We start from the raw sequence: 19,671 nt of genomic DNA on the forward strand, positions 1-19,671 counted from the left end.
TGAGCGCCCAACGCCCACCCAAACCACACGGCCGAACACAGACAGCCAAACACCGGACGAAGGACCCCATGCCCGCAGCTCCAGCCCCGCGAGGGCGTTCGCATGTCTGAACAGGCGTCACTTCCCGGCACTGGCCAGCAACCCACGGCGCCCACCACGCTGCCCTCCACTGCTGCCGAAACCACCCCGGACAATCCGTGGCCGCTCCAGCTGCTGTCGCAGAAGCTGAAGGCCCACATCGACCGCACGCCGTCGGCTTGGGTTGAAGGCCAGGTCATCGAACTGAACCGCCGGGGCACCAACGCCTACCTCACGTTGCGGGACGTGGACGCGGAAGTTTCGCTCCCCGCCTCGGTCTGGACCAAGGTGCTGGAACGCCAGAACCTGCCGCTGGAGCGCGGGTCGCGCGTGGTGGCCCTGCTGAAGCCGGAGTTCTGGATCAAGACCGGCCGGCTGAACATGCTGGTCCGGGACATTAGGCCGGTGGGCCTGGGCGATCTCCTTGCCCGGATTGAACGGCTGCGCCAGGCGCTCTCCGCCGAGGGCCTTTTCGCTGACTCCCGCAAGAAACCCCTGCCCCTGCTGCCGCACCGCATCGGCCTGATCACGGGCCGCGATTCGGACGCGAAGAAGGACATCCTGCGCAACGCGGCCCTGCGCTGGCCCGCGGTTGAGTTTGAAATCCGGGAGGTGGCGGTCCAGGGAAACACGGCCGTGGCCCAGGTGGTCCGTGCCCTCCGCGACCTGGACGCCCTGCCGGAGGTGGACGTCATTGTGATAGCCCGGGGCGGCGGCGCCCTGGAGGACCTGCTGCCTTTCAACAGTGAAGAACTGATCCGCGCCGTCGCCGCAGCCGCTACCCCGGTGGTGAGTGCCATCGGCCACGAGGCGGACAGGCCGCTGCTCGACGACGTCGCGGACCTGCGTGCCTCTACCCCCACGGATGCCGCCAAGCGGATCGTCCCGGACGTTTCCGAAGAACTGGCAGGTGTCCGCCAGGCCCGGGAGCAGCTGCGCCGGTGCATTGAGCGGCTGGTGGACCGGGAATCGGACCGGCTGGCTTCCCTCCATTCCCGTCCCGTGCTCGCTTCGCCGGAAGGACTGGTGACCATCCGCTCGGACGAGATTGAGCGGCTGCTGCGGAGGTCGTCGGCCGCGGTCAGTTCCACCGTGGTCCGCGCGGCTGACCACCTGGACCACCTGAAGGCCCAGGTGCGGGCGCTGTCGCCGCAGAAGACCCTGGACCGGGGGTACGCGGTCGTCGAACTCGCCGGAAAGCGTGCGGCGCAAGCAGGTGCCGCGGGGCACGCCGTGGTCCGGCGCCCGGCCGAGGCCCCGGCCGGCGCCGCGCTGTCCATCCGCGTGGCGGAGGGCCGCTTCGGCGCAACCTCCACGGGAACACCTGAAGAGACAACTACTGAAATTGGAGTACCACATGACTGAGCAGGCGGCAGGAGCCGGGATCGCGGCGCTGAGCTATGAAGAGGCCCGCGAGCAGCTCATCGCGGTGGTGGGGAAGCTTGAGGCCGGCGGGGCCAGCCTCGAGGAATCCCTGGCGCTGTGGGAACGCGGCGAAGCCTTGGCCGCCCGGTGCGAGGAATGGCTGGAAGGCGCCCGGAAGCGGCTTGCCGCCGCCCGCGACCAGCCGCTCTAGCCGGCGGCTTTAAGCACGCAGGCAAGCGTTCAGGAGCGCGCCGCCAGTTCCCGTTCCATGGCGACGTCGAACTCCGCCTTGGGCCACTCGAGGCCAAGGTCGGTCAGCGCACCCAGCAGCAGCTGCTGGACGGCGATCCTGGCAAACCATTTCTTGTTGGCCGGGACAACATGCCAGGGAGCGGCCGCGGTGCTGGTTTCATCGATTGCTGCCTGGTACGCGCTCATGTAATCGTCCCAGAAGGCGCGCTCCTCCAGGTCCCCCCGGCTGTATTTCCAGTGCTTGGCCGGGTTGTCCAGGCGGGCCAGCAGCCGTTCCCTCTGCTCCTCCCCGCTGATGTGCAGCATGACTTTGACCACCTTCGTCCCGGAGTCGGTCAGCCGCGTCTCGAATTCATTGATGGCCACGTACCGCCGTTTGATTTCCGCGGGAGTCGCCCACGCACGCACCCGGTGGATCAGGACATCCTCATAGTGTGAGCGGTCGAAAACGCCCACCATCCCGGCGGCCGGCACTTCCTTTTCGATGCGCCACAGGAAGTCGTAGGACTTCTCCTCGTCCGTGGGTGCCTTGAAGGCCTTGAACTGGACGCCCTGGGGGTTCATCGCCGCCATGACGTGGTTGACGATCCCGCCCTTGCCCGCAGTGTCCATGGCCTGGAGGATCAGCAGGATCCGCTTGCGTCCGCCGAACCGCGACTCGGCAAACAGCTTTTCCTGAAGTTCGGCCAGCCCACTGTCCATTTCGGCGAGCAGGGCCTGTCCGTCCTCCTTGGTGCCGCTGTAGCCGGGCGTGGAATCAGGATCGACGTCGCTCAGCAGGAACCCCTTCCCCGCCCGCAGGGTTTCTGAAGGGTGCTGGTCGAAGCCAATGGCGTCGGGCATGGGAATCCTTTCCGCGAAGTTCCACGGGACCGAAGTGCCCGTGGACACAGGCTAGTTCCCTTGGTACCTGCTTAGGAAGTCCCCCATCCGGCCCACGGCTTCCTCGATGTCCTTGACGTTGGGCAGCGTCACCATGCGGAAGTGGTCCGGGCGCACCCAGTTGAACGCCCGGCCGTGGGAGACCAGGATTTTTTGTTCCCTCAGGAGATCCAGGACGAACTTCTCGTCGTCGCGGATGTGGTAGACCGCGGGGTCGAGCTTGGGGAAGAGGTACAGGGCGCCCCGGGCCTGCTGGGTGCTCACGCCCGGGATGGCGTTGAGCATGTCGTACGCCTTGTTGCGCTGCTCCAGCAGCCGCCCGCCCGGCAGGATCAGGTCGTTGATGCTCTGGTAGCCGCCGAGCGCCGTCTGGATCGCGTGCTGGGCAGGCACGTTGGCGCAGAGGCGCATGTTGGCCAGGAGGCTGATGCCTTCAAGGTAGTCCGCCGCGTCCTTCTTGGGACCCGAAATGGCCATCCAGCCGGCCCGGTACCCGCACACCCGGTAGGCCTTGGACAGGCCGCTGAAGGTGAGGCAGAGGACGTCGTCGCCGGTGAGCCCGGCGAGGTTGATGTGGACGGCATCCTCGTAGAGGATTTTCTCGTAGATCTCGTCGGCGAAGAGCACCAGGCCGTGCTTCTCTGCGAGGGCCACGATTTTGCGCAGCGTCTCTTCCGGATACACGGCGCCGGTGGGGTTGTTGGGGTTGATGACCACAATGCCCTTGGTGCGGGGCGTGATCTTGGCTTCCATGTCCTCCAGGTCCGGCTGCCAGCCGCTCTCCTCATCGCAGAGGTAGTGCACGGGCTTACCGCTGGCCAGCGCCACCGAGGCCGTCCAGAGCGGGTAGTCCGGGGTGGGGATCAGGACCTCGTCGCCGTCGTCAAGGAGGGCCATCAGGGACATGGTGATAAGTTCGCTGACCCCGTTGCCCAGGTAGATGTCGTCCACGTGGATGTTCTGGATGCCGCGGGTCTGGTAGTACTGCGACACGGCGGTCCGGGCGGAAAAGATGCCGCGGGAGTCGCTGTACCCCTGGGCGTGCGGCAGGTGGCGGATCATGTCCACCAGGATGGCGTCCGGCGCTTCGAATCCGAACGGTGCGGGGTTTCCGATGTTCAGCTTGAGGATCCGGTGACCCTCAGCCTCCATCTGCTGGGCGGCATGGAGGATCGGTCCACGGATGTCGTAAAGCACGTTGTTGAGTTTCGTGGACTGCCTGAATTCTGCCATCCCTCAAATATGCCACAGGAAGGATGGACCGCCGTTGAGACGTCAGCCACACGGTGCGGCGGTTCCTGCAGGCAGGACGGACGACGGCGGCTGCCGGACTTCCGAAAGTCCGGCAGCCGCCGTCGTACTCCTGCACAGTAGTACTGCCAAGGGTGCCGGGCGGCTCCTACTTCACGATGCCCTTTTCCTTCAGCCACGCCTGTGCGGCTTCCTTGGCGCCCTGTTTCTGGCTGCCGCTGACGGCCCGGTTCAGGTTGATCAGGTCCTCGGTGGTCAGCACGCGGGACACCGAGTTGAGCGCTTCCTTGGCCTTGTCCGTCATCTTCGCCTCGTTGTACAGCGGAACCACCTGCTGGGCGATGAAGTTGTTCTTGGGGTCCTCGAGCACCACAAGGTCGTTGTCCGCGATGGACGGGGTAGTGGTGTAGATGTCCGCCACCTGGACCTGGTCCTCCAGGAGCGCCTTCAGGGTCACTGGACCGCCGCCGTCGCTGAAGGGTTCCAGTTTCTTGGGCTCGCAGTTGTAGTTCTTCTTCAGCCCCGGCAGGCCGTAGGCGCGCTCGGCAAAGGTGGCCGGAGCCCCCACGACGATCTCGCTGCAGACCTTGGCCAGGTCCTCAATGGACTTCAGCTGGTACTTTTCGGCGGTTGCCTTGGTGACCACCATGGCGTCCTTGTCTTCGGCCTTGGCCGGCTCCAGGATGGCAAGCCCGCCGGGCAGCTTGTCCGGCAGGGCCTTGGCGATGTCTTCCGCCGAAACCTCCGAGGCTTCCTTGTCCACGTGCAGCAGCAGGTTGCCGGTGTAATCCGGAATGACGTCCACGGAACCGTCCTGGACGGCCTTGAAGTACACCTCGCGGGAGCCGATGTTGGGCTTGGTGGTGGCGGTGACCCCGGCTGCGTTCAGCGCCCCGGCGTACAGTTCGCCGATGATCTGGCTTTCTGTGAAGTCGGCTGAACCAATGACCAGGGATGTTGCTCCCCCGGAGGCTGCACCGCTGCTGGCCGGCGCCTTGCTTAGTGGGTCCGAGGATCCGCCGCAGGCAGAGAGCGCCATGGCCAGGCCGAGGCCTGCCGCGAGGCCGCTGAACGCACGCCGGCCGAGATGGTGTTGGCGGCTTTCTTTCATGATTTACCTCCTTGTACCACAGCCTCCGTAGGGACGGGGTCTGTGAGATCGGCCGCAGCCTGCTGGCTGCGGCGGGACTGCCTCGAGGCGCCTGTTGCCAGGAACAGCCTCTGGAAAAGGGAAAGGACAAGGTCGACTGCGATCGCCAGGGCCGCGATGAGCAGGGAACCGCCGAGCATCTGGGGGAAGTCGCTGAGGACGAGCCCGTCGAAGAGGTACCTGCCCAGGCCGCCCAGGTTGATGTAGGCCACCACGGAGACCGTGGCGATGACCTGCAGCACGCCGGTGCGGAAGCCGCCGAACATCACGGTGAGCGCGTTGGGCAGCTCTGCCCGGAACAGGACCTGCAGTTCGGTCATGCCCATGGCACGGGCGGCGTCCACCACGTTGCGGTCCACGCTGGAGATACCGGCGTAGGTGCCCGCAAGCAGGGGCGGGACAGTGAGGATGACCAGCGCCCAGATGGGCGGCATCAGCCCGATCCCGGCCAGGAGCACGAAGAGCGTGAGCAGGCCGAGCGTGGGCAGTGCCCGCAGCGCCCCGGCGAGCGCAACCACCGCGACCCTTCCCCTGCCCGTATGGCCTACGTACATGCCTACGGGGACGGCGATGGCGGCGGCGATCAGCATCACCAGGCCGGTGTACTGGAGGTGTTCGCCCAGCCGGGCGGGGATCCCGGCGCTGCCGGTCCAGTTCTCCGGATCGGCAAGCCAGGCGAAGGTGTCGGAGAAAACGCTCATGGGTTTCCGCCTCCCGCCTTGGGCTCGGACAGCCTGAGGGCCGGGTCAAGTGCTGCGGCAGGTGCCTCACCGGCCTGCCCGGCTTCCCGCTGCCTGTCCGGCCTCTTCCCGGCGCGCTCCCACGGGGTCAGGAGCCGTTCCAGCAGGACCAGGAACGCATCCATCAGCAGTGCCAGGACCAGGATGGCGATGATCCCCACCACCACTTCGGTGACAAAGTCCCGCTGGAGTCCGGAGGTGAAGAGCATCCCCAGGTTTCCGATGCCCAGCAGCGCGGCCACGCTGACCAGGGAGATATTGCTGACCGAGACCACCCGGAGCCCGGCGAAGAGGACGGGCAGGGACAGCGGCAGGTCCACGCGGAGGAACCGCGCCAGCGGTTTGTAGCCCATGGCGACGGCGGCCTGGCTCACGTCCCCGCTGACAGAGTCGAAGGCGTCAAGGGCCGCCCGCACCAGCAGGGCAACGGCGTAGATGGTCAGGGCCACCACCACGTTGAGTGGATCCAGGATCCTGGTGCCCAGGATGGTGGGCAGGATGATGAACAGTGCCAGCGACGGGATGGTGTACAGGAGCGAGGAGGCTGTGAGCACCACCGAGCGGAGCGCCCGGTTCTGCCGCGCCAGCTGGGCCAGGGGGATGGAGATGACCAGCCCCAGGACCATGGGGACGAGGGCCAGCACCAGGTGCTGGCCGGCGCGCTCCAGCACCATGCCGCTGTTGGCGAGGAACCAGTCCATCAGAGCGCAGCCTGCCGGAGCTGGCGCGCCTCTTCAATGAGGGCCAGCACTTCGCCGCCGCGGATCACGCCCTTCACCTTGCCCTCTTCATCCACTGCCACGCCCAGGCCCGACGGCGAGGAGAGCGCGGCGTCCAGCGCCCGGCGCAGGCTTTCCCCCGGGCGGAACAGGGAACCCCCCGGAATGAGGCCTCCGTCAGTGCCTGGAGTCGACCAGCCAAGCGGGCGCAGCTCCTCATCCACCACCAGCTGCCAGCCGCCGGCGGCGTCCGGATCGGCGTTGCCGCCGCGGCCGCGGACGATCGTGGGCACCGGATGGAGGGTAACGCCGTCGGACGGGGTGAAGCCAAGGTGCCGGAACCCACGGTCCCGTCCGACGAACGAGGCAACGAAGTCATTTGCCGGCGCCCGGAGGATCTCCTCCGGCGTGGCGTACTGGGCGAGCTTTCCGCCCACTGCGAAGACCGCTACTTTGTCCCCCAGGACGGTGGCTTCATCGATGTCATGGGTGACAAAGACGATGGTTTTGGCCAGGTCCTTCTGGAGCCTCAGCAGTTCCTGCTGGAGTTCGTCCCGGACCACGGGATCCACGGCGCTGAAGGGTTCGTCCATAAGCAGGACGGGAGGATCGGCGGCGAGCGCGCGGGCCACTCCGACGCGCTGCTGCTGGCCGCCGGAAAGCTGGGAAGGGAAGCGCTTGCCCAGTGAACGTGCCAGGCCCACCACGTCCAGCAGTTCCTCGGCACGGCGGCGGGCGTCGGACTTGGACACCCCGTTCAGCCGGGGCACGGTGGCGATGTTGTCCAGCACGGAGCGGTGCGGGAGCAGGCCTGCCGACTGCATCACGTACCCCATAGAGCGGCGCAGTTCAGCGGCCGGGACGGCGGTCACGTCCCGGCCGCCCACAGTGATGGTGCCGGATGTGGGTTCCACCATCCTGTTGATCATGCGCAGCGTAGTTGTCTTGCCGCAGCCTGACGGGCCAACCAGGACGGTGATGGAGCCCTTGCTGATGGACATGGAGAGGTTGTCCACGGCAGGCTGCCCGCCCTGGTACTGCTTGGTAACGCTCTGAAACTCGATCATCGCCTGGTCCATGGTGCGGACTTACCTGTTCTCTGGGACGGGCTCCTGGAAGCACCGCGACACTGTCATCAGCACGCTGATAGTTACGGTAACCCAATCCGGGGCCGGCAACACCCTGCAGCGTCCCGAATCCGGGCAAAGGAATCCCTACTGTAATCATTCGCAGCCAGGAGGGCCCCGGATGGGTCCTTATTCCGGCGGAGGCAACCGGGGGCCCGGAACGGTGCCGGCTGTGGGCCGTCCGGCCTAGAGTGGATCCGTGACCAATTTGGAGATTGCGCCCCAGCAGGAAGTGTGCCCGCCGGCAGGCGCGGACGGCACGTCCGGACCCTGCCTGCAGCTGTGGCCGCAGCGCGAAGTGCCGCTGGGCGGAGTCAGGGCCATGAACGTCCAGCGGACGCTGCCGCAGCGCGGCCTTCCCACCATCGGGGCGTGGTGTTTCCTGGACAGCTTCGGCCCTGACCGGACAGCGATGTCCGTGCTCCCCCACCCCCATATCGGCCTCCAGACCGTGACCTGGCCCCTGGCCGGCCACATCAGGCACCGCGACAGCGTCGGCAGCGACGTGGTGGTCCGGCCGGGCGAGCTGAACATCATGACGGCCGGCCACGGTGTCTCCCACTCGGAGTTCGCCGTGCTGCCGCCAGCCGGGGAGGACCTCCCGGTCCAGCGCGGCCTGCAGCTCTGGGTGGCCCTGCCTGAGAGCGAACGGCACCGCCGGCCTGCGTTCGAGCAGCACCGCGAACTTCCCCGGGCCAGCGGGCAGGGTTTTACCGCCACTGTCATGGTGGGCGAACTCGCCGGCGTCGCCTCGCCGGCAACGATGTACTCACCGATCGTGGGCGCTGACGTTTCGTGCGGTGGCGGGTCCGCAGTGCTGCCGCTCAACGCCGGCTTCGAGCACGGGATCCTGGTGCTCGACGGCGGCCTGGCGGTGGACGGCCAGGAGGTTCCGCCCGGGCCGCTGGGCTACCTGGGCACCGGGCGTACAGAACTGCAGGTCCAGGCACTTCCCGGCACACGCTTCCTGCTGATCGGAGGCGAGCCCTTCCAGGAGGAACTGCTGATGTGGTGGAACTTTGTTGGCCGCACGCACGACGAAGTGGAGCAGGCACGGAGTGACTGGGAAGCCCAGGCCGGACTGCCCGAAGCCGAGGAGGCGGCAGCCCGGTACGGCCTGGTCCCCGGCCACGGGCCCGACGCCGGGCCGGAGGCGGGCCGCATTCCTGCTCCCCCGCTGCCCGGTGTGCGGCTCACGCCCCGGAAGCGGCTGTAGGGGAACTGCTCCGCCTAGGACTGCTCGGCCACCAGCTGCAGCACACCGAACACCGGTTCCTGGTCCAGCACCCGGACGTCGGTGACGCCCGCAGCCGTGAGGTGGCGGCGGAAGGAATGCTGCAGCGGGGCCACGTTCATGCCCAGGCCCCCGCCCAGGATCACCGGACCGGCAATACCCAGCAGGCCCAGTACCTGAAGGGCCAGTGCTGACAGGTCTTCGCCGGCCTGCTCCAGCAGGGCCTGGCTCTCCGGGTGGCCGCCGGCTGCCGCCTCCACCACCAGCCGGGCCTGCTGCGCCCAGAAGCGCCGGCCGGTTTTGGGCGAATGGAACAGCGCAATCAGCCGGTTGGGATCGTCCACCCCGCAGGACTGCAAGAGGGCATTGGTCAGGACGTCGGCCGGCAGGCCCTGGTTCATCCGCCGGAGGCTGTGCCGCACCGCTTCGCGGCCCAGCCAGTAGCCGCTGCCTTCATCACCCAGAAGGTACCCCCAGCCGCCCGCCCTGGCCTCGCCGCCGTCTGCATTCCTGCCCCAGGCCGCCGACCCCGTGCCGGCGATCACCGCAACACCGGTGCTCGCGTATCCGGCCGCCAGCAGAAGGCGCGAATCATGGACCACGGTGACCCGGGCGCCGGGGACGTGCGGCTGGATCAGGGACGCAAGGGCGGCGGCGTCGTCGTCGGTGTCAATGCCGCCGGAACCGGCGTACACCTGCGATACGTGGCCCCCGCCGATCCGCGAAAAGAGGTCGGCAAGGTTGGCTGCTGCCTCGGCGCGGCTGACGTTCTGCACATTGGAACTGCCGGCCGACTCATCCGCAACCGGTATCCCGTCCTCAAAACGGACGCCGTGGGTCTTGGTCCCGCCGATATCCAGCCCGATGATGGCGCCACGGAGTGGGCTGGAGGCAGGGAGCGCGGCGGAGTTTTCGGCGTTGGTCACGTCACAAGGGTAATGGTGCCGGAGCAACGGGACACCCGGCGCCGCACTTCCCGGCGGGCTCGTCAGCGGGACCGCTGCCTGACCAGCCCGGCCAGGAGCCCCGGCCCTTCCGTCACCACCATGTCCCGGAACAGGCGGACGGGCACCGGCTCGGAGCCCGGCTTCCGCCGCCGCCAGGAGAGGCCTACCTCGCGGAACGCCAGGGCGGACTCCAGCGGAACTTCAACCCAGCCGAGGTTCCCGGTTTCGGGGCTGACGGTCCGCCCGGGGGCATCCCCGCCCGGCGGCAGGATACTCACGCCCAGACCTGCCGAGACAAGGCCGCGGACCGTGTGTGAGTCCTGGCTTTCGAAGGCGATACGGGGCCGGTAGCCGGCCTCGCGGAACAGGGCATCCGTGAGCGACCGCATCCCGTAGCCGGGACCGAGGGCCACAAAAGGCTCTGACCTGATGTCCGCAAGCCGGGCCGCCGGCCGGGTGGCGAGAGGGTGGCTGTGGTGCACAACCAGGCGGAGCGGCTCGCGGTAAAGCGACGCCGAGGACAGGTTCCGGCCTGACGGCGCCACCGGCGCCGTCAGGGCGAGGTCCGACTCACCCGCCGCGAGTTCGTCAAGGCACGCATTGCGGGCGCCCTGGCTCAGGGTGAAGACGGCGCCGGGGTGCCTGTTCCGGAAGGCACTGATCAGGAGCGGCAGCGTGGCCTCACCGAAGGTGTGCTGGAACGAAAGGGAGATCCTTCCCCTTGCCACGTCGGACTCGTCGCGCACAACGTCGAGCCCCGCCTGGAACGCCGTGAGTGCCTGCTCAATGTAGGGCAGCAGGGTCCGCGCCGCCGGCGTCAGGCGGACTCCCCTGCCGTCCCTGACCAGGAGTTCGGTACCCACGACGGCGCTCGCCCGCGCCAGTGCACGGCTCACCGTGGACTGGGGTACGCCAAGGAGTTCCGCGGTTTCCGTGACGTGTTCGGTCCGCCCAAGTTCTGCGAGCACGGGCAGCAGCGGGAGCAGCTGCACCAGCTGTTTCTGGTCCGGTTCCACGGGCGGCCTCCTTCCTGTCCCGCCCCCACCCCCCAACCAGGTAGCGCTAAGTGTCGTTTTGGGGGCTCAAAACGACACTTAGCGCTACCTAGTTGGGAAAGCATGCGGAATGGCTATCAGTTTGGCACAAACCATGCATTGGAGGCATCTATTGGGTGAAAGCTAGGCTGGCCGAATGGCATACATGCTCCGTCCCGCAGGCAACAGTCCTTCCCCCCGCTGGGACGGCCATGCCAAGGGGTCGACGGCGTACGCCAGGATCCTCGCCGGCCTTTCCTTTGCGGGGGTGGCCACCTTTGCGCAGCTCTATTCAACCCAGGCCGTCCTGCCGATCCTGGCCTCGGACCTGCAGGTCACCGCGGCCGACGCAGCCCTGACCATTTCCCTGGCAACCGTGGGCCTTGCGGTGACCGTGATCCCCTGGTCCTTCCTTGCGGACCGCGTCGGCCGGGTGCGGGCGATGACGTGGGGGATCTCGGTGGCCACCGTCCTGGGGCTGCTGGTGCCGCTGTCCACCAGCTTTGGCATGCTGCTTGCCCTGCGTCTTCTGGAAGGCATGGCGCTGGGCGGCATTCCGGCCATTGCCATCGCGTACCTCAACGAGGAGGTCACCAAAGCGCATGCGGCCCTGGCGGCGGGAAGTTACGTCGCCGGAACAACGCTGGGCGGCCTTGCCGGCCGGCTGGTGGCCGGGCCGGCCGGCGAGCTGTGGGGCTGGCGCGCCGCCGCGCTGGCGGTTTCGATCCTGGCCACGGTGGCCGCGGTGGCCTTCCTGGTCCTGGTGCCGCGCGCCCGGGGCTTCGTCTCCGCCCCCGCATCCGGCCTGCGCGGCGCCTTCCGGACCTTGGGCGGCCACCTGCGCAATGCCCGTCTGCTGGTCCTCTACGGTCAGGCCTTCCTGATGATGGGCGGGTTCGTGGCGGTCTACAACTACCTGGGGTTCCGGCTTTCGGGCGAACCGTTCAGCCTGCCGGGAACGCTGATCAGCCTGATCTTCCTGGCCTACCTGTCCGGGACAGTGACCTCACGCTGGTCCGCAGGACTGACCCTTCGCTTCGGGCGCCGCAGCGTCCTGCTCTCCGGCCTGGCGCTGTCGACGGCGGGCCTCGCCCTGACGCTGACCGAGTCCCTCCCCCTGATACTGGCGGGGCTCGTGGTGTTCACCGGCGGCTTCTTCGCCGCGCACAGCATCGGGGCGGGTTGGACAGGTGCCCTCGCCAGCACCGGCCGGGCGCAGGCTGCCTCACTCTATAACCTGGCCTACTACCTGGGCTCCAGCATCATCGGCTGGGCGGGCGGCCTGGCCTTCCAGTCCCTCGGCTGGAACGCGCTGGCCGCGGCAGTCATGATACTGGCCTGCCTCACTGCGGCCGCTGTCGCCGTCGTCCATCCCCGGGCTGAAGCGTAAAGCGCCCCGCACGAATTATCTGCCCCTCCGAAGGAAGCGGCAGTGCAAAAATTCGGCTGCGCGCTCCGTGGGAACGTGAAAGCGCATATTCGCGGGTCTAGGATGAACAGAGGACCAATGAGGAGTTGCAGTGAGCACGAACGCCAGGATTCCCAGGCCGGGGGCGCACCTCGAGCCGCTGGATGCGATTGACGAACGGCTCCTGGCCGCGCTGGTGGCGGACGCGCGGATCTCCAACAAGCAACTGGCGGAACTTGTCGGGATTGCCCCCTCCACCGCCCTGATGCGCACGCGTGCCCTGTCCGAGCGCGGGATCGTGCAGGGCTATGAGGCAAAGCTCAGCCTTTCCGCCATCGGACGGTCGGTGCAGGCGTTGGTTGCCGTGCGCCTGCGCGCCCACGACCGGGACCAGATTGACCGCTTCACCGCCCGTGTGCCACACCTGCCCGCGGTGCTGTCCACGTTCCACACCTCAGGCTCCGTGGACTACCTGCTGCATATCGCCGTCGCCACTACCGAGGACCTGCGGGACTGGGTGCTGGACAACCTGGCAACGGATCCGGTGGTGGGGCACACGGAAACCACGTTGGTGTTTGAACACATCCAGGGCAACCACGGGCCGCTCCCTGAGTGAGCGCCCCGCCGGGACGCGTCAAGCGGCGGCCCTGCGGCCGGTGACGGCAAGGCGGAGTGTCACCGCTGAGAGGGCCAACGCAGCGGCGCCGCACAGCACAACGAAACCTGCCACGGCGGCGGGCACCCCAACCACGCCGGAGGCCCAGCCCAGGCCCAGGACCGGCACTGCGCTTCCCAGGTACGTGATGACGTAGACAGTGCTGACGATCTGCGCATGCCGTGATGCCTCCACCTTGGCCGCTACCTCGTTGAAAACAGTGCGGAAGGCGATGCCCTGCCCTGCCCCGGCCGTAACGGCGGCTGCCACCAGCAGCAGCGGGCTCTGCCAGGCGCCCGCGGCCCCCAGGAGAAGCACGGACACGCCCAGGACCGCAAGCCCGGCCGGAACCACGAAGCGGCCCCGGAGGGTCAGCAGCTGGCTCAGCGCCGAGGACCCCAGGGCCAGGCCGGCCAGCACGCCGACCAGGGGGCGGGAGTCCGTCTCCAGGACCTGCGCGAAGTAGCCGGGGGCAAGCGACAGGGAGAAGCCGAAAACAGCAAAGCTGAGGAAGCCGACGCCGGCTGCGAGCCAGAAGGCGCCCCTCGCCTCCCGCGATACGGACGGACGGCGGGGCGCCAAGGCCTGCAGCGGCCTGGACGGGGCTGGAGGGTTGATTGCCGGGCGGGCATGAAGCAGGTACAGCGGCACCAGGAGGCCGGCCAGAACCAGGGAATGGACGTAATAGGGGGCTGTGGTGGGGCCCGGGAGGAGGGACAGCAGTCCCCCGATAACCGGTCCGGCCGCAACTCCCCCGGACGATGCCAGCAAGGTGAACCGGGATGCCCACTCGGGACGGGACGGGAGGAGCTCCCGCAGCGCTGCGGCGCTGGCTCCGGTTGCCAGCGCCACGGCTGTGCCCTGCAGCGCCCGCCCGGCGCACAAGGCAGCGAGCGTCTGCGCTTCCGCAAAGACCCAGCCTCCTGCCAGCCCGACGACGACGGCGAGGATGAGCGCAGCCCGGCGCCCGATGTGGTCCGACCAGTGCCCTGCCAGCATGAGCGTGGCCACGAGGGACAGGACATAGCTGGCGAACGCGGCGGTCACGCCCAGGCTGGACAGCCCGAGCTCCGCCTGCAGGAGCGGATACAGCGGCGTGGCCAGGTTGGCTCCCACCAGCAGAACGAAAATGACGGCGCCTGCCATCACCAGCCGCGCCGTGGTGGATGCATCCCAGCCTCCCCTGGCAGCAGCCGGGGCGGGGCGCATCCGGAGTTCACTGAAGACCGTCATGTGGGCCGCCTTTTGGGTCTACCGCGGCAGGTTGTCCTTGTGGGAGCCCGGCGCGGGGTGGGTATCCGATGGCACCAGAATGCGGCACTTCTGCTCCACTGGTCGGTGATCCGAGCACCTATTGAGCAAAACCATCAAATTTTGCCCGGCAACGTGATGCAGAATGACCATATGAACAATCTTGATGCCACCGACCTGAAAATCCTGTTGGCCCTCATCCAGGACCCCAGGATCCAGGTCGGTGAACTCAGCGAATCCTTGGGCATCGCCCGCAACACGGCCCAGACGCGGCTGCGGCGCCTCATCCGGGCAGGAGTACTGAGGCCGGGCGGCCGCGAAGTGGACCTGGAGGCCGTGGGCTATGACGTGGTGGCCTTCGTGACGATCGAAGTTTCGCACCGCGAGCTGGACGGTGTGGTGGCCGCGCTGCGCCTGATCCCCCAGGTCCTGGAAGTTCATGAGATCTCAGGCCGCGGCGATGTCTGGTGCCGCGTGGTGGCCACGGACACCCACAACCTCCAGTCCTCCCTGCGGCAGGTCCTGAGAATCAAGGGCGTGATCCGGACCGAAACCGTGCTGGCGCTGCATACCCATATCCCCTACCGCACCGAGCCGCTGATCAGCGGCCTGGCCAAGGCGTCAAACACCTGACGTCCGGGCCGGGGCGGCTAGGATTTCCAGAATGGATTGGCTCTCGTACGTTTCTCAGATCAACTGGCTCGCCGTGCTGCTGGCCTTCCTCGCGACCATGGCCATCGGCTTTGTCTGGTACATGCCCGCAGTCCTGGGCAACCGGTGGATGGCTGCCATCGGCAAGACCGAGGACGATCTCAAGAACATCAGCGGCGGGGCAGGAATCTGGCTCCCGATGATGGCGGCCGCAGCCCTGACTTCGGTCCTGCTCGCTATCCTGATCGCCAAGCTCGGCCTGGACAGCGCCGTGGCAGGCGGCTGGTTCGCCCTGGTCCTGGGACTGGTGTTCAGGGCCGGCGGGCACGTCATCCACAACGGCTTTGCCGGGCGCCCCGCAGCCGTCACGCTGATCGACTCCGGCCATGACCTGGTGGCCATGACAGTGGCCGGTGCCATCATCGGCGGAATGTCCTGATGGCCGCCGTTGACCTGCCGGCGGGAGGCCGCCGCCCATGACCATCATCGACAACGCCGTCTACGTGAACGGCGTGCGCCACGCCGAGCCCGAAAACCTGGAGCAGACGTTCGAAACCCTTGCCCGGCACGGAGGCATGGCGTGGATCGGGCTCTACCGGCCCACGGCGGAGGAAATGGCAGCCGTTGCCGCCGAGTTCGGCCTGCACGCGCTTGCCGTGGAGGACGCCATCTCCGCCCACCAGCGCCCCAAGATCGAGCGCTATGAGGACAACCTCTTCACCGTCCTCCGGCCCGCACGGTACCTGGACGCGACTGAAACGGTTGAATTCGGCGAACTGCACATCTTCACGGGGAAGAACTTCGTGGTCACGGTCCGGCACGCCGAGACGGCCGGCGTGGCACGGGTACGGCAGCGGCTGGAAGGCCGGCCGGACCTGCTGCGGCACGGGCCCGAGGCCGTGCTCTACGCACTGCTGGACAGGGTTGTGGATGACTACGGGCCCGTGGTGGCCGGACTTGAAAACGACATCGACGAGATTGAAGACCAGCTCTTCAGCGGCGACACCGCCGTATCCCGGCGCATCTATGAGCTTGCCCGCGAGGTCATCCAGTTCCAGCGGGCCATCCATCCCCTCCCGGACATCATGCGCCAGCTCAAGCAGGGCTTTGAAAAGTACGACGTCGAGGCCGACCTCCGGCACAACCTCCGCGACGTGGAAGACCACGTGGAACGGGTCATTTCCCGGGCCGACTCCTTCCGCGACCTGCTGCAGAACGCCCTGACGCTGGACGGCACGCTCACAGCCAACCGGCAGAACGAGGCCAGCGCCGAGCAGAACGAACAGGTGAAGAAGATTTCGTCCTGGGCTGCGATCCTCTTTGCGCCGTCCTTCGTTGCCGGTGTCTACGGGATGAATTTCGACCACATGCCCGAGCTCCACTGGGAGCTCGGGTATCCGATGGCGATCGGATTGATGATCGCGACGGCGGCCCTCATGTACGGCATCTTCAAGGGGAAGGGCTGGCTCTAGGCATGGAAACAGGGCCGAAGTCGCCGGTTCTCCGGCAAGGCCGCATTATTGTTCCCGGCAGCAGCCGCCAGTTGGCCGCCTACGGCCTGTTCCTTCCGCAGCCCGACCAGCACCGGATCCTCCACTCCGGCTCCCGTACGTTCCATGCCAAGGCGCTGGAGCACGAACTGCTGTGGATCAGCTTCGACGAACTGTGCGCGCCGGGCACCACGTCGGATGACTACACCGGCCTGGCGGCCGGGCCGGAGCTGTGCGTTATTGACGGCGTACCCGCACCGGAGGCGGCGGATGCAGGGTTTCGGGCGGAAGCCTGGGAGCAGTTTGCCGCCGTTCTTGCCGTCCTCGCGGCCCGGAATGCGACGGTCTTTATTGTGGGCAACAGGCGGATGGAGTGGGCAGCCGCCTCCTCTGCGGCCCAAGATGCCCTGCTGCGTGCCTCCCTGGACGGCATCAGCCGGCTCCTGGCGGGCCTTAAAAGGATTGAATCGGACGAGACCGTCGCCGTTGAGGGCGTGTCCGGGAGTTAGCAGGAGAACTTCCGACGGCGGTCCGTTGACGGGGACAGCCGCCCCCGTTAACGGAGAAGGCCCCGCACAAGCGGGGCCTTCTTTGTGGAGCTAAGGGGATTCGAACCCCTGACCTCTTCGATGCGAACGAAGCGCTCTACCAACTGAGCTATAGCCCCGGAACATCCGCGCCTGGCGGGCACGGGTGACCCTAGGCTACAAATTTTCCCGGCGGAATGCCAAACCGCCATGCCCAACCCGGTCGCGAAACCGCACGGCATAGCCTGGGCGGCACAACACCTGTCAGGCGCGGCGGCGCTGCAGCACGTCGTCGAGATTACTGAGGGCGCTCTGCGCCTTGGACAGCTGGGGGCCCTCCGCGGCAGCAGGAGCCGCCGGCGGCGCGGCCGCACCCTGCTTCAGGGACGGCTTGCCAACAGCCTTGGGCGCCGCCGGGAGCTCCAGCGGCTCGGGGTCCGGGCGCTCGGCCTTTGCAGCCTCAACATAGACCGGCTTGGGGACCTCCACGGGCTCCCACGTTGCGGAAGCCGGCGCAGCGGCCGCGGCACTGGCTGCTGCGGCACTTGGATCCCCGGCGGCCACAGCGACGGCCAGGGCGGCCTCGCGCAGTTCCACTGCCGTCAGCGGCTTGACCTTCGGCTGGTGCGCCTCGGCGTCGAACAGCGGGTTGTCCTTCTTTGCCGGTGCTGCTTCCGGTTTCGGCGGGACGTTCCCGGCAGCGGCGGGCTGCCGGGCAGGCGCGGTCATCGCGGACCGGAAGGCTGCATTGACCTTGGCCCTTCTGTCCCGGACGGCAAGCCCACGCAGCAGGACCAAGGATCCGACCGTCAGTGCCACGCACACCAGCGGAAGGACCGGGGAACCCAAGCCGAAGAGGAGAAGCACCCCGGACACGAAGGCTGTGGCCAGCGACAGCAGCCCGATCAGGGCAATTGCGGTCCGGCCATAGCGTATGCGGAACTTGTCTCCGGCCGGCGAGCCGGCAGCAGCGGTCCCGGGTCCGGCGCTCTTCCTGGTGTCCATGGCTTTCTCCTGCTGGGCGGCGACGTTCAAAACCAAAGCGGCTGGCGGTTCCGGTGTTTCATCGGCTGCGGTCTCTGCCAGGAAATCGCCGGCGGGCTGAAACTGGTGCCTGCGGTTCCGGAGGACGTAGGGCGCAACCCACACAATCCAGAGCACAACGGCAACCACAAGGATCACTGAGCTGCTAAGGGGGAAGTCCACACTCAAAACCGTATGAGCATCCGACCCGCTGCCGCAGCATTAGCTGCGGTGTGTCGTGGTACAGCCCGCAATTCACTGGATTTATGACGGGTGTGAGGCCAGCCACGGCCGGAGGAGTCCATCCGGGACCTCTTCCGAGGTCAGGGCGAACGAGCGGTGGTCGGCCCACTCACCGTTGATGTGAAGGTACCGCGGCCGGTAGCCCTCATCGCGGAATCCCAGTTTCTCCACCACGCGCAGGCTGGGTCCATTCTCCGGCCTGATGTTGATTTCCATCCGGTGCAGGCCCAGGGTCTTGAAGCAATGGTCCGTCACCATGGCGACGGCGGTGGGCGCAATGCCGTGGCCCGCACGGGCCTGGTCCACCCAGTAGCCGAGGGTCGCCATCATGGCCGAGCCCCACACAATGGAGGAGACAGTCAGTTGGCCAACAATGGGCGGATTGACGCTGCCGGGCCGCCGCTCGGTAATGACGAAGGGCAAGGCCGTTGCCTGGGCGGCCTGCGCCTTTAATGACCGGACCATTTGCCGGTAGTCCGGCAAGCCGCCGGAAGGATCCGGGTTGGATGCTTCCCACGGGGCCAGCCATTGGCTGTTGCGGGACCTGACCTCGGTCCATTCCTTTTTGTCCCGGTACCGGATGGGCCGCAGGACCAGATCCCCGCATTCCAGTGTTACGGGCCAGATGGGACCAGGACGCATGGCACTACTTGGACAGGCTGGCAGTGAAGCCGGGCAGCCATTCCCGCAAGCCGGGGCCGAGGTCCTCGCTGTCAATGGCCAGCTGGACACAGGCCTTGAGGTAGCTCAGCTTGTCCCCGGTGTCGTAACGCCGCCCCCGGAACACGACGCCGTAGACGCCGCGCCCTTCGCCGCCACTCGTGGCCAGTTCCTGGAGTGCGTCTGTCAGCTGGATTTCGCCGCCCCGTCCCGGACCCGTGCGCTCGAGGACGTCGAAGACTGCGGGGTGGAGTACGTAGCGGCCAATAAGCGCCAGGTTGGAGGGCGCTTCCTCCGCGCTCGGCTTCTCCACGAGCCGGTTGACCCGCACGTATGACTCACCGTCGATCGGTTCGATGTCAGCACAGCCGTAGGCACTGATCTGCGACGGTTCCACTTCGATGAGTGCGACGACGGACCCGCCCGTTTTGGCCTGCACGTCAATCATCGTGCCGAGCAGTTCGTCCCGGGCATCGATGAGGTCATCGCCCAGCAGCACGGCGAAGGCTTCATTGCCAACGTGCTGCTTGGCCCGGAGTACTGCATGGCCCAGTCCGTGCGGGTCCCCCTGCCGGACGTAGTGGATGTCGCCCAGGTTGCTTGCGGCCTGGACGGACGCCAGCTTCTCGGCATCCCCCTTGCCTTCAAGGGTGGACTCCAGTGACGGCACACGGTCGAAATGGTCTTCCAGCGCCCGCTTGTTCCGCCCGGTGATCATCAGGACATCGTTGAGGCCGACGTTCACGGCTTCCTCAACCACGTACTGGATGGCAGGCTTGTCCACAACGGGAAGCATTTCCTTGGGCATCGCCTTGGTTGCCGGCAGGAACCTGGTGCCAAGTCCGGCGGCAGGAATGACGGCTTTGCGCACTCTCGGGTTACTGGTAGTCACCGGACTAATCTAACGTCAGCGTCAAGCATTCAGTAATCATTGGATGGCCAGCGATGTCCGGTGCTGCCGGACGGACCGGCGCACCGCGTTGG

At 67.2% G+C, this 19,671-nt stretch carries 21 protein-coding genes and 1 tRNA gene; 9 read left to right on the forward strand and 13 right to left on the reverse strand.

Annotated elements, in window-relative coordinates; genetic code table 11:
* Positions 1-102 precede the first annotated feature (102 nt).
* Positions 103-1,443 carry an exodeoxyribonuclease VII large subunit gene (xseA, locus tag FHJ30_RS13770; RefSeq protein ID WP_139029844.1) on the forward strand — a complete coding sequence of 447 codons (1,341 nt, stop codon included), beginning with the start codon at positions 103-105 and terminating at the stop codon, positions 1,441-1,443.
* Entirely contained in the window at positions 1,436-1,654 is a 219-nt protein-coding gene (locus FHJ30_RS13775) for an exodeoxyribonuclease VII small subunit (protein WP_139029845.1), read from the forward strand. The genes xseA and FHJ30_RS13775 overlap by 8 nt, the downstream gene beginning before the upstream one ends.
* A gap of 29 nt (positions 1,655-1,683) precedes the next feature.
* Here FHJ30_RS13775 and FHJ30_RS13780 read toward each other — a convergent pair whose 3' ends face one another.
* The 6 genes from FHJ30_RS13780 to FHJ30_RS13805 form a co-directional block, all read right to left on the reverse strand.
* Positions 1,684-2,538, reverse strand: a complete 855-nt coding sequence (locus FHJ30_RS13780; protein ID WP_139029846.1) for a polyphosphate kinase 2 family protein — start codon at positions 2,536-2,538, stop codon at positions 1,684-1,686.
* Positions 2,539-2,589: 51 nt separating this feature from the next.
* Positions 2,590-3,810, reverse strand: coding sequence for a pyridoxal phosphate-dependent aminotransferase (locus FHJ30_RS13785; RefSeq protein WP_139029847.1), 1,221 nt, complete (start codon positions 3,808-3,810; stop codon positions 2,590-2,592).
* 166 nt (positions 3,811-3,976) lie between these two features.
* Complete coding sequence (locus FHJ30_RS13790) at positions 3,977-4,939, reverse strand: ABC transporter substrate-binding protein (protein WP_139029848.1); 963 nt, start codon at positions 4,937-4,939, stop codon at positions 3,977-3,979.
* Positions 4,936-5,679 carry an ABC transporter permease gene (locus FHJ30_RS13795; protein ID WP_139029849.1) on the reverse strand — a complete coding sequence of 248 codons (744 nt, stop codon included), beginning with the start codon at positions 5,677-5,679 and terminating at the stop codon, positions 4,936-4,938. The genes FHJ30_RS13790 and FHJ30_RS13795 overlap by 4 nt, the downstream gene beginning before the upstream one ends.
* Complete coding sequence (locus tag FHJ30_RS13800) at positions 5,676-6,419, reverse strand: ABC transporter permease (RefSeq protein ID WP_139029850.1); 744 nt, start codon at positions 6,417-6,419, stop codon at positions 5,676-5,678. Before FHJ30_RS13800 ends, FHJ30_RS13795 begins: the two co-directional genes overlap by 4 nt.
* Positions 6,419-7,516, reverse strand: a complete 1,098-nt coding sequence (locus tag FHJ30_RS13805) for an ABC transporter ATP-binding protein (RefSeq protein ID WP_139029851.1) — start codon at positions 7,514-7,516, stop codon at positions 6,419-6,421. The genes FHJ30_RS13800 and FHJ30_RS13805 overlap by 1 nt, the downstream gene beginning before the upstream one ends.
* 247 nt (positions 7,517-7,763) lie before the next feature.
* On the opposite strand from FHJ30_RS13805, the gene FHJ30_RS13810 reads away from it, so the two are divergent.
* The gene (locus tag FHJ30_RS13810) at positions 7,764-8,780 is read left to right on the forward strand and encodes a pirin family protein (RefSeq protein ID WP_139029852.1); all 1,017 of its coding nucleotides are present in this window, start codon (positions 7,764-7,766) and stop codon (positions 8,778-8,780) included.
* Positions 8,781-8,794: 14 nt separating this feature from the next.
* On the opposite strand, the gene FHJ30_RS13815 is transcribed toward FHJ30_RS13810, so the two are convergent.
* Both FHJ30_RS13815 and FHJ30_RS13820 read right to left on the reverse strand, forming a co-directional pair.
* A complete protein-coding gene (locus FHJ30_RS13815; RefSeq protein ID WP_139029853.1) occupies positions 8,795-9,724 on the reverse strand; it encodes an N-acetylglucosamine kinase in 930 nt (309 codons plus the stop codon).
* A gap of 62 nt (positions 9,725-9,786) precedes the next feature.
* On the reverse strand, positions 9,787-10,761 hold the full coding sequence (locus FHJ30_RS13820; RefSeq protein ID WP_139029854.1) for a LysR family transcriptional regulator: 975 nt from the start codon (positions 10,759-10,761) through the stop codon (positions 9,787-9,789).
* Positions 10,762-10,936: 175 nt separating this feature from the next.
* Here FHJ30_RS13820 and FHJ30_RS13825 point away from each other — a divergent pair, with 175 nt between their 5' ends.
* Complete coding sequence (locus FHJ30_RS13825) at positions 10,937-12,169, forward strand: MFS transporter (RefSeq protein WP_171059050.1); 1,233 nt, start codon at positions 10,937-10,939, stop codon at positions 12,167-12,169.
* A 130-nt stretch (positions 12,170-12,299) separates the two neighbouring features.
* Positions 12,300-12,803: an Lrp/AsnC family transcriptional regulator gene (locus FHJ30_RS13830; protein ID WP_139029855.1), complete on the forward strand. Its 504-nt coding sequence runs from the start codon at positions 12,300-12,302 to the stop codon at positions 12,801-12,803.
* Between the two features lie 18 nt (positions 12,804-12,821).
* Here FHJ30_RS13830 and FHJ30_RS13835 read toward each other — a convergent pair whose 3' ends face one another.
* Positions 12,822-14,075: an MFS transporter gene (locus FHJ30_RS13835; protein WP_139029856.1), complete on the reverse strand. Its 1,254-nt coding sequence runs from the start codon at positions 14,073-14,075 to the stop codon at positions 12,822-12,824.
* Between the two features lie 171 nt (positions 14,076-14,246).
* Between FHJ30_RS13835 and FHJ30_RS13840 the strand changes: the two genes are divergently transcribed.
* The 4 genes from FHJ30_RS13840 to FHJ30_RS13855 are packed head-to-tail and all read left to right on the forward strand — an operon-like array spanning position 14,247 to position 16,743.
* Positions 14,247-14,726 carry an Lrp/AsnC family transcriptional regulator gene (locus FHJ30_RS13840; protein ID WP_139029857.1) on the forward strand — a complete coding sequence of 160 codons (480 nt, stop codon included), beginning with the start codon at positions 14,247-14,249 and terminating at the stop codon, positions 14,724-14,726.
* Positions 14,727-14,757: 31 nt separating this feature from the next.
* Complete coding sequence (locus tag FHJ30_RS13845; RefSeq protein WP_139029858.1) at positions 14,758-15,183, forward strand: DUF1761 domain-containing protein; 426 nt, start codon at positions 14,758-14,760, stop codon at positions 15,181-15,183.
* A 37-nt stretch (positions 15,184-15,220) separates the two neighbouring features.
* Positions 15,221-16,216, forward strand: coding sequence for a magnesium/cobalt transporter CorA (corA, locus tag FHJ30_RS13850; protein WP_139029859.1), 996 nt, complete (start codon positions 15,221-15,223; stop codon positions 16,214-16,216).
* A gap of 2 nt (positions 16,217-16,218) precedes the next feature.
* A complete protein-coding gene (locus FHJ30_RS13855; RefSeq protein ID WP_139029860.1) occupies positions 16,219-16,743 on the forward strand; it encodes a hypothetical protein in 525 nt (174 codons plus the stop codon).
* 85 nt (positions 16,744-16,828) lie between these two features.
* Here the strand turns inward: FHJ30_RS13855 and FHJ30_RS13860 are convergent.
* The 4 genes from FHJ30_RS13860 to galU all read right to left on the reverse strand — a co-directional run bounded on the left by FHJ30_RS13860 (position 16,829) and on the right by galU (position 19,579).
* Positions 16,829-16,901, reverse strand: a tRNA-Ala gene (locus tag FHJ30_RS13860).
* Between the two features lie 124 nt (positions 16,902-17,025).
* Positions 17,026-17,943 carry a hypothetical protein gene (locus FHJ30_RS13865; RefSeq protein WP_139029897.1) on the reverse strand — a complete coding sequence of 306 codons (918 nt, stop codon included), beginning with the start codon at positions 17,941-17,943 and terminating at the stop codon, positions 17,026-17,028.
* A 105-nt stretch (positions 17,944-18,048) separates the two neighbouring features.
* Positions 18,049-18,669: a GNAT family N-acetyltransferase gene (locus tag FHJ30_RS13870; protein WP_139029861.1), complete on the reverse strand. Its 621-nt coding sequence runs from the start codon at positions 18,667-18,669 to the stop codon at positions 18,049-18,051.
* A 4-nt stretch (positions 18,670-18,673) separates the two neighbouring features.
* A complete protein-coding gene (gene galU / locus FHJ30_RS13875) occupies positions 18,674-19,579 on the reverse strand; it encodes a UTP--glucose-1-phosphate uridylyltransferase GalU (protein WP_139029862.1) in 906 nt (301 codons plus the stop codon).
* Positions 19,580-19,671: the final 92 nt, after the last annotated feature.

The organism is Arthrobacter sp. BB-1 (genome assembly GCF_006151685.1).
In the GTDB taxonomy this organism is placed as follows: Bacteria; Actinomycetota; Actinomycetes; order Actinomycetales; family Micrococcaceae; genus Arthrobacter.

Bases quoted from the DNA above. Each gene is read 5' to 3' on its own strand.
- xseA (WP_139029844.1), top strand. From the start codon at position 103: ATGTCTGAACAGGCGTCACTTCCCGGCACTGGCCAGCAACCCACGGCG.
- FHJ30_RS13775 (WP_139029845.1), top strand. From the start codon at position 1,436: ATGACTGAGCAGGCGGCAGGAGCCGGGATCGCGGCGCTGAGCTATGAA.
- FHJ30_RS13780 (WP_139029846.1), bottom strand. From the start codon at position 2,538: ATGCCCGACGCCATTGGCTTCGACCAGCACCCTTCAGAAACCCTGCGG.
- FHJ30_RS13785 (WP_139029847.1), bottom strand. From the start codon at position 3,810: ATGGCAGAATTCAGGCAGTCCACGAAACTCAACAACGTGCTTTACGAC.
- FHJ30_RS13790 (WP_139029848.1), bottom strand. From the start codon at position 4,939: ATGAAAGAAAGCCGCCAACACCATCTCGGCCGGCGTGCGTTCAGCGGC.
- FHJ30_RS13795 (WP_139029849.1), bottom strand. From the start codon at position 5,679: ATGAGCGTTTTCTCCGACACCTTCGCCTGGCTTGCCGATCCGGAGAAC.
- FHJ30_RS13800 (WP_139029850.1), bottom strand. From the start codon at position 6,419: ATGGACTGGTTCCTCGCCAACAGCGGCATGGTGCTGGAGCGCGCCGGC.
- FHJ30_RS13805 (WP_139029851.1), bottom strand. From the start codon at position 7,516: ATGGACCAGGCGATGATCGAGTTTCAGAGCGTTACCAAGCAGTACCAG.
- FHJ30_RS13825 (WP_171059050.1), top strand. From the start codon at position 10,937: ATGGCATACATGCTCCGTCCCGCAGGCAACAGTCCTTCCCCCCGCTGG.
- FHJ30_RS13835 (WP_139029856.1), bottom strand. From the start codon at position 14,075: ATGACGGTCTTCAGTGAACTCCGGATGCGCCCCGCCCCGGCTGCTGCC.
- FHJ30_RS13840 (WP_139029857.1), top strand. From the start codon at position 14,247: ATGAACAATCTTGATGCCACCGACCTGAAAATCCTGTTGGCCCTCATC.
- FHJ30_RS13845 (WP_139029858.1), top strand. From the start codon at position 14,758: ATGGATTGGCTCTCGTACGTTTCTCAGATCAACTGGCTCGCCGTGCTG.
- corA (WP_139029859.1), top strand. From the start codon at position 15,221: ATGACCATCATCGACAACGCCGTCTACGTGAACGGCGTGCGCCACGCC.
- FHJ30_RS13855 (WP_139029860.1), top strand. From the start codon at position 16,219: ATGGAAACAGGGCCGAAGTCGCCGGTTCTCCGGCAAGGCCGCATTATT.
- FHJ30_RS13870 (WP_139029861.1), bottom strand. From the start codon at position 18,669: ATGCGTCCTGGTCCCATCTGGCCCGTAACACTGGAATGCGGGGATCTG.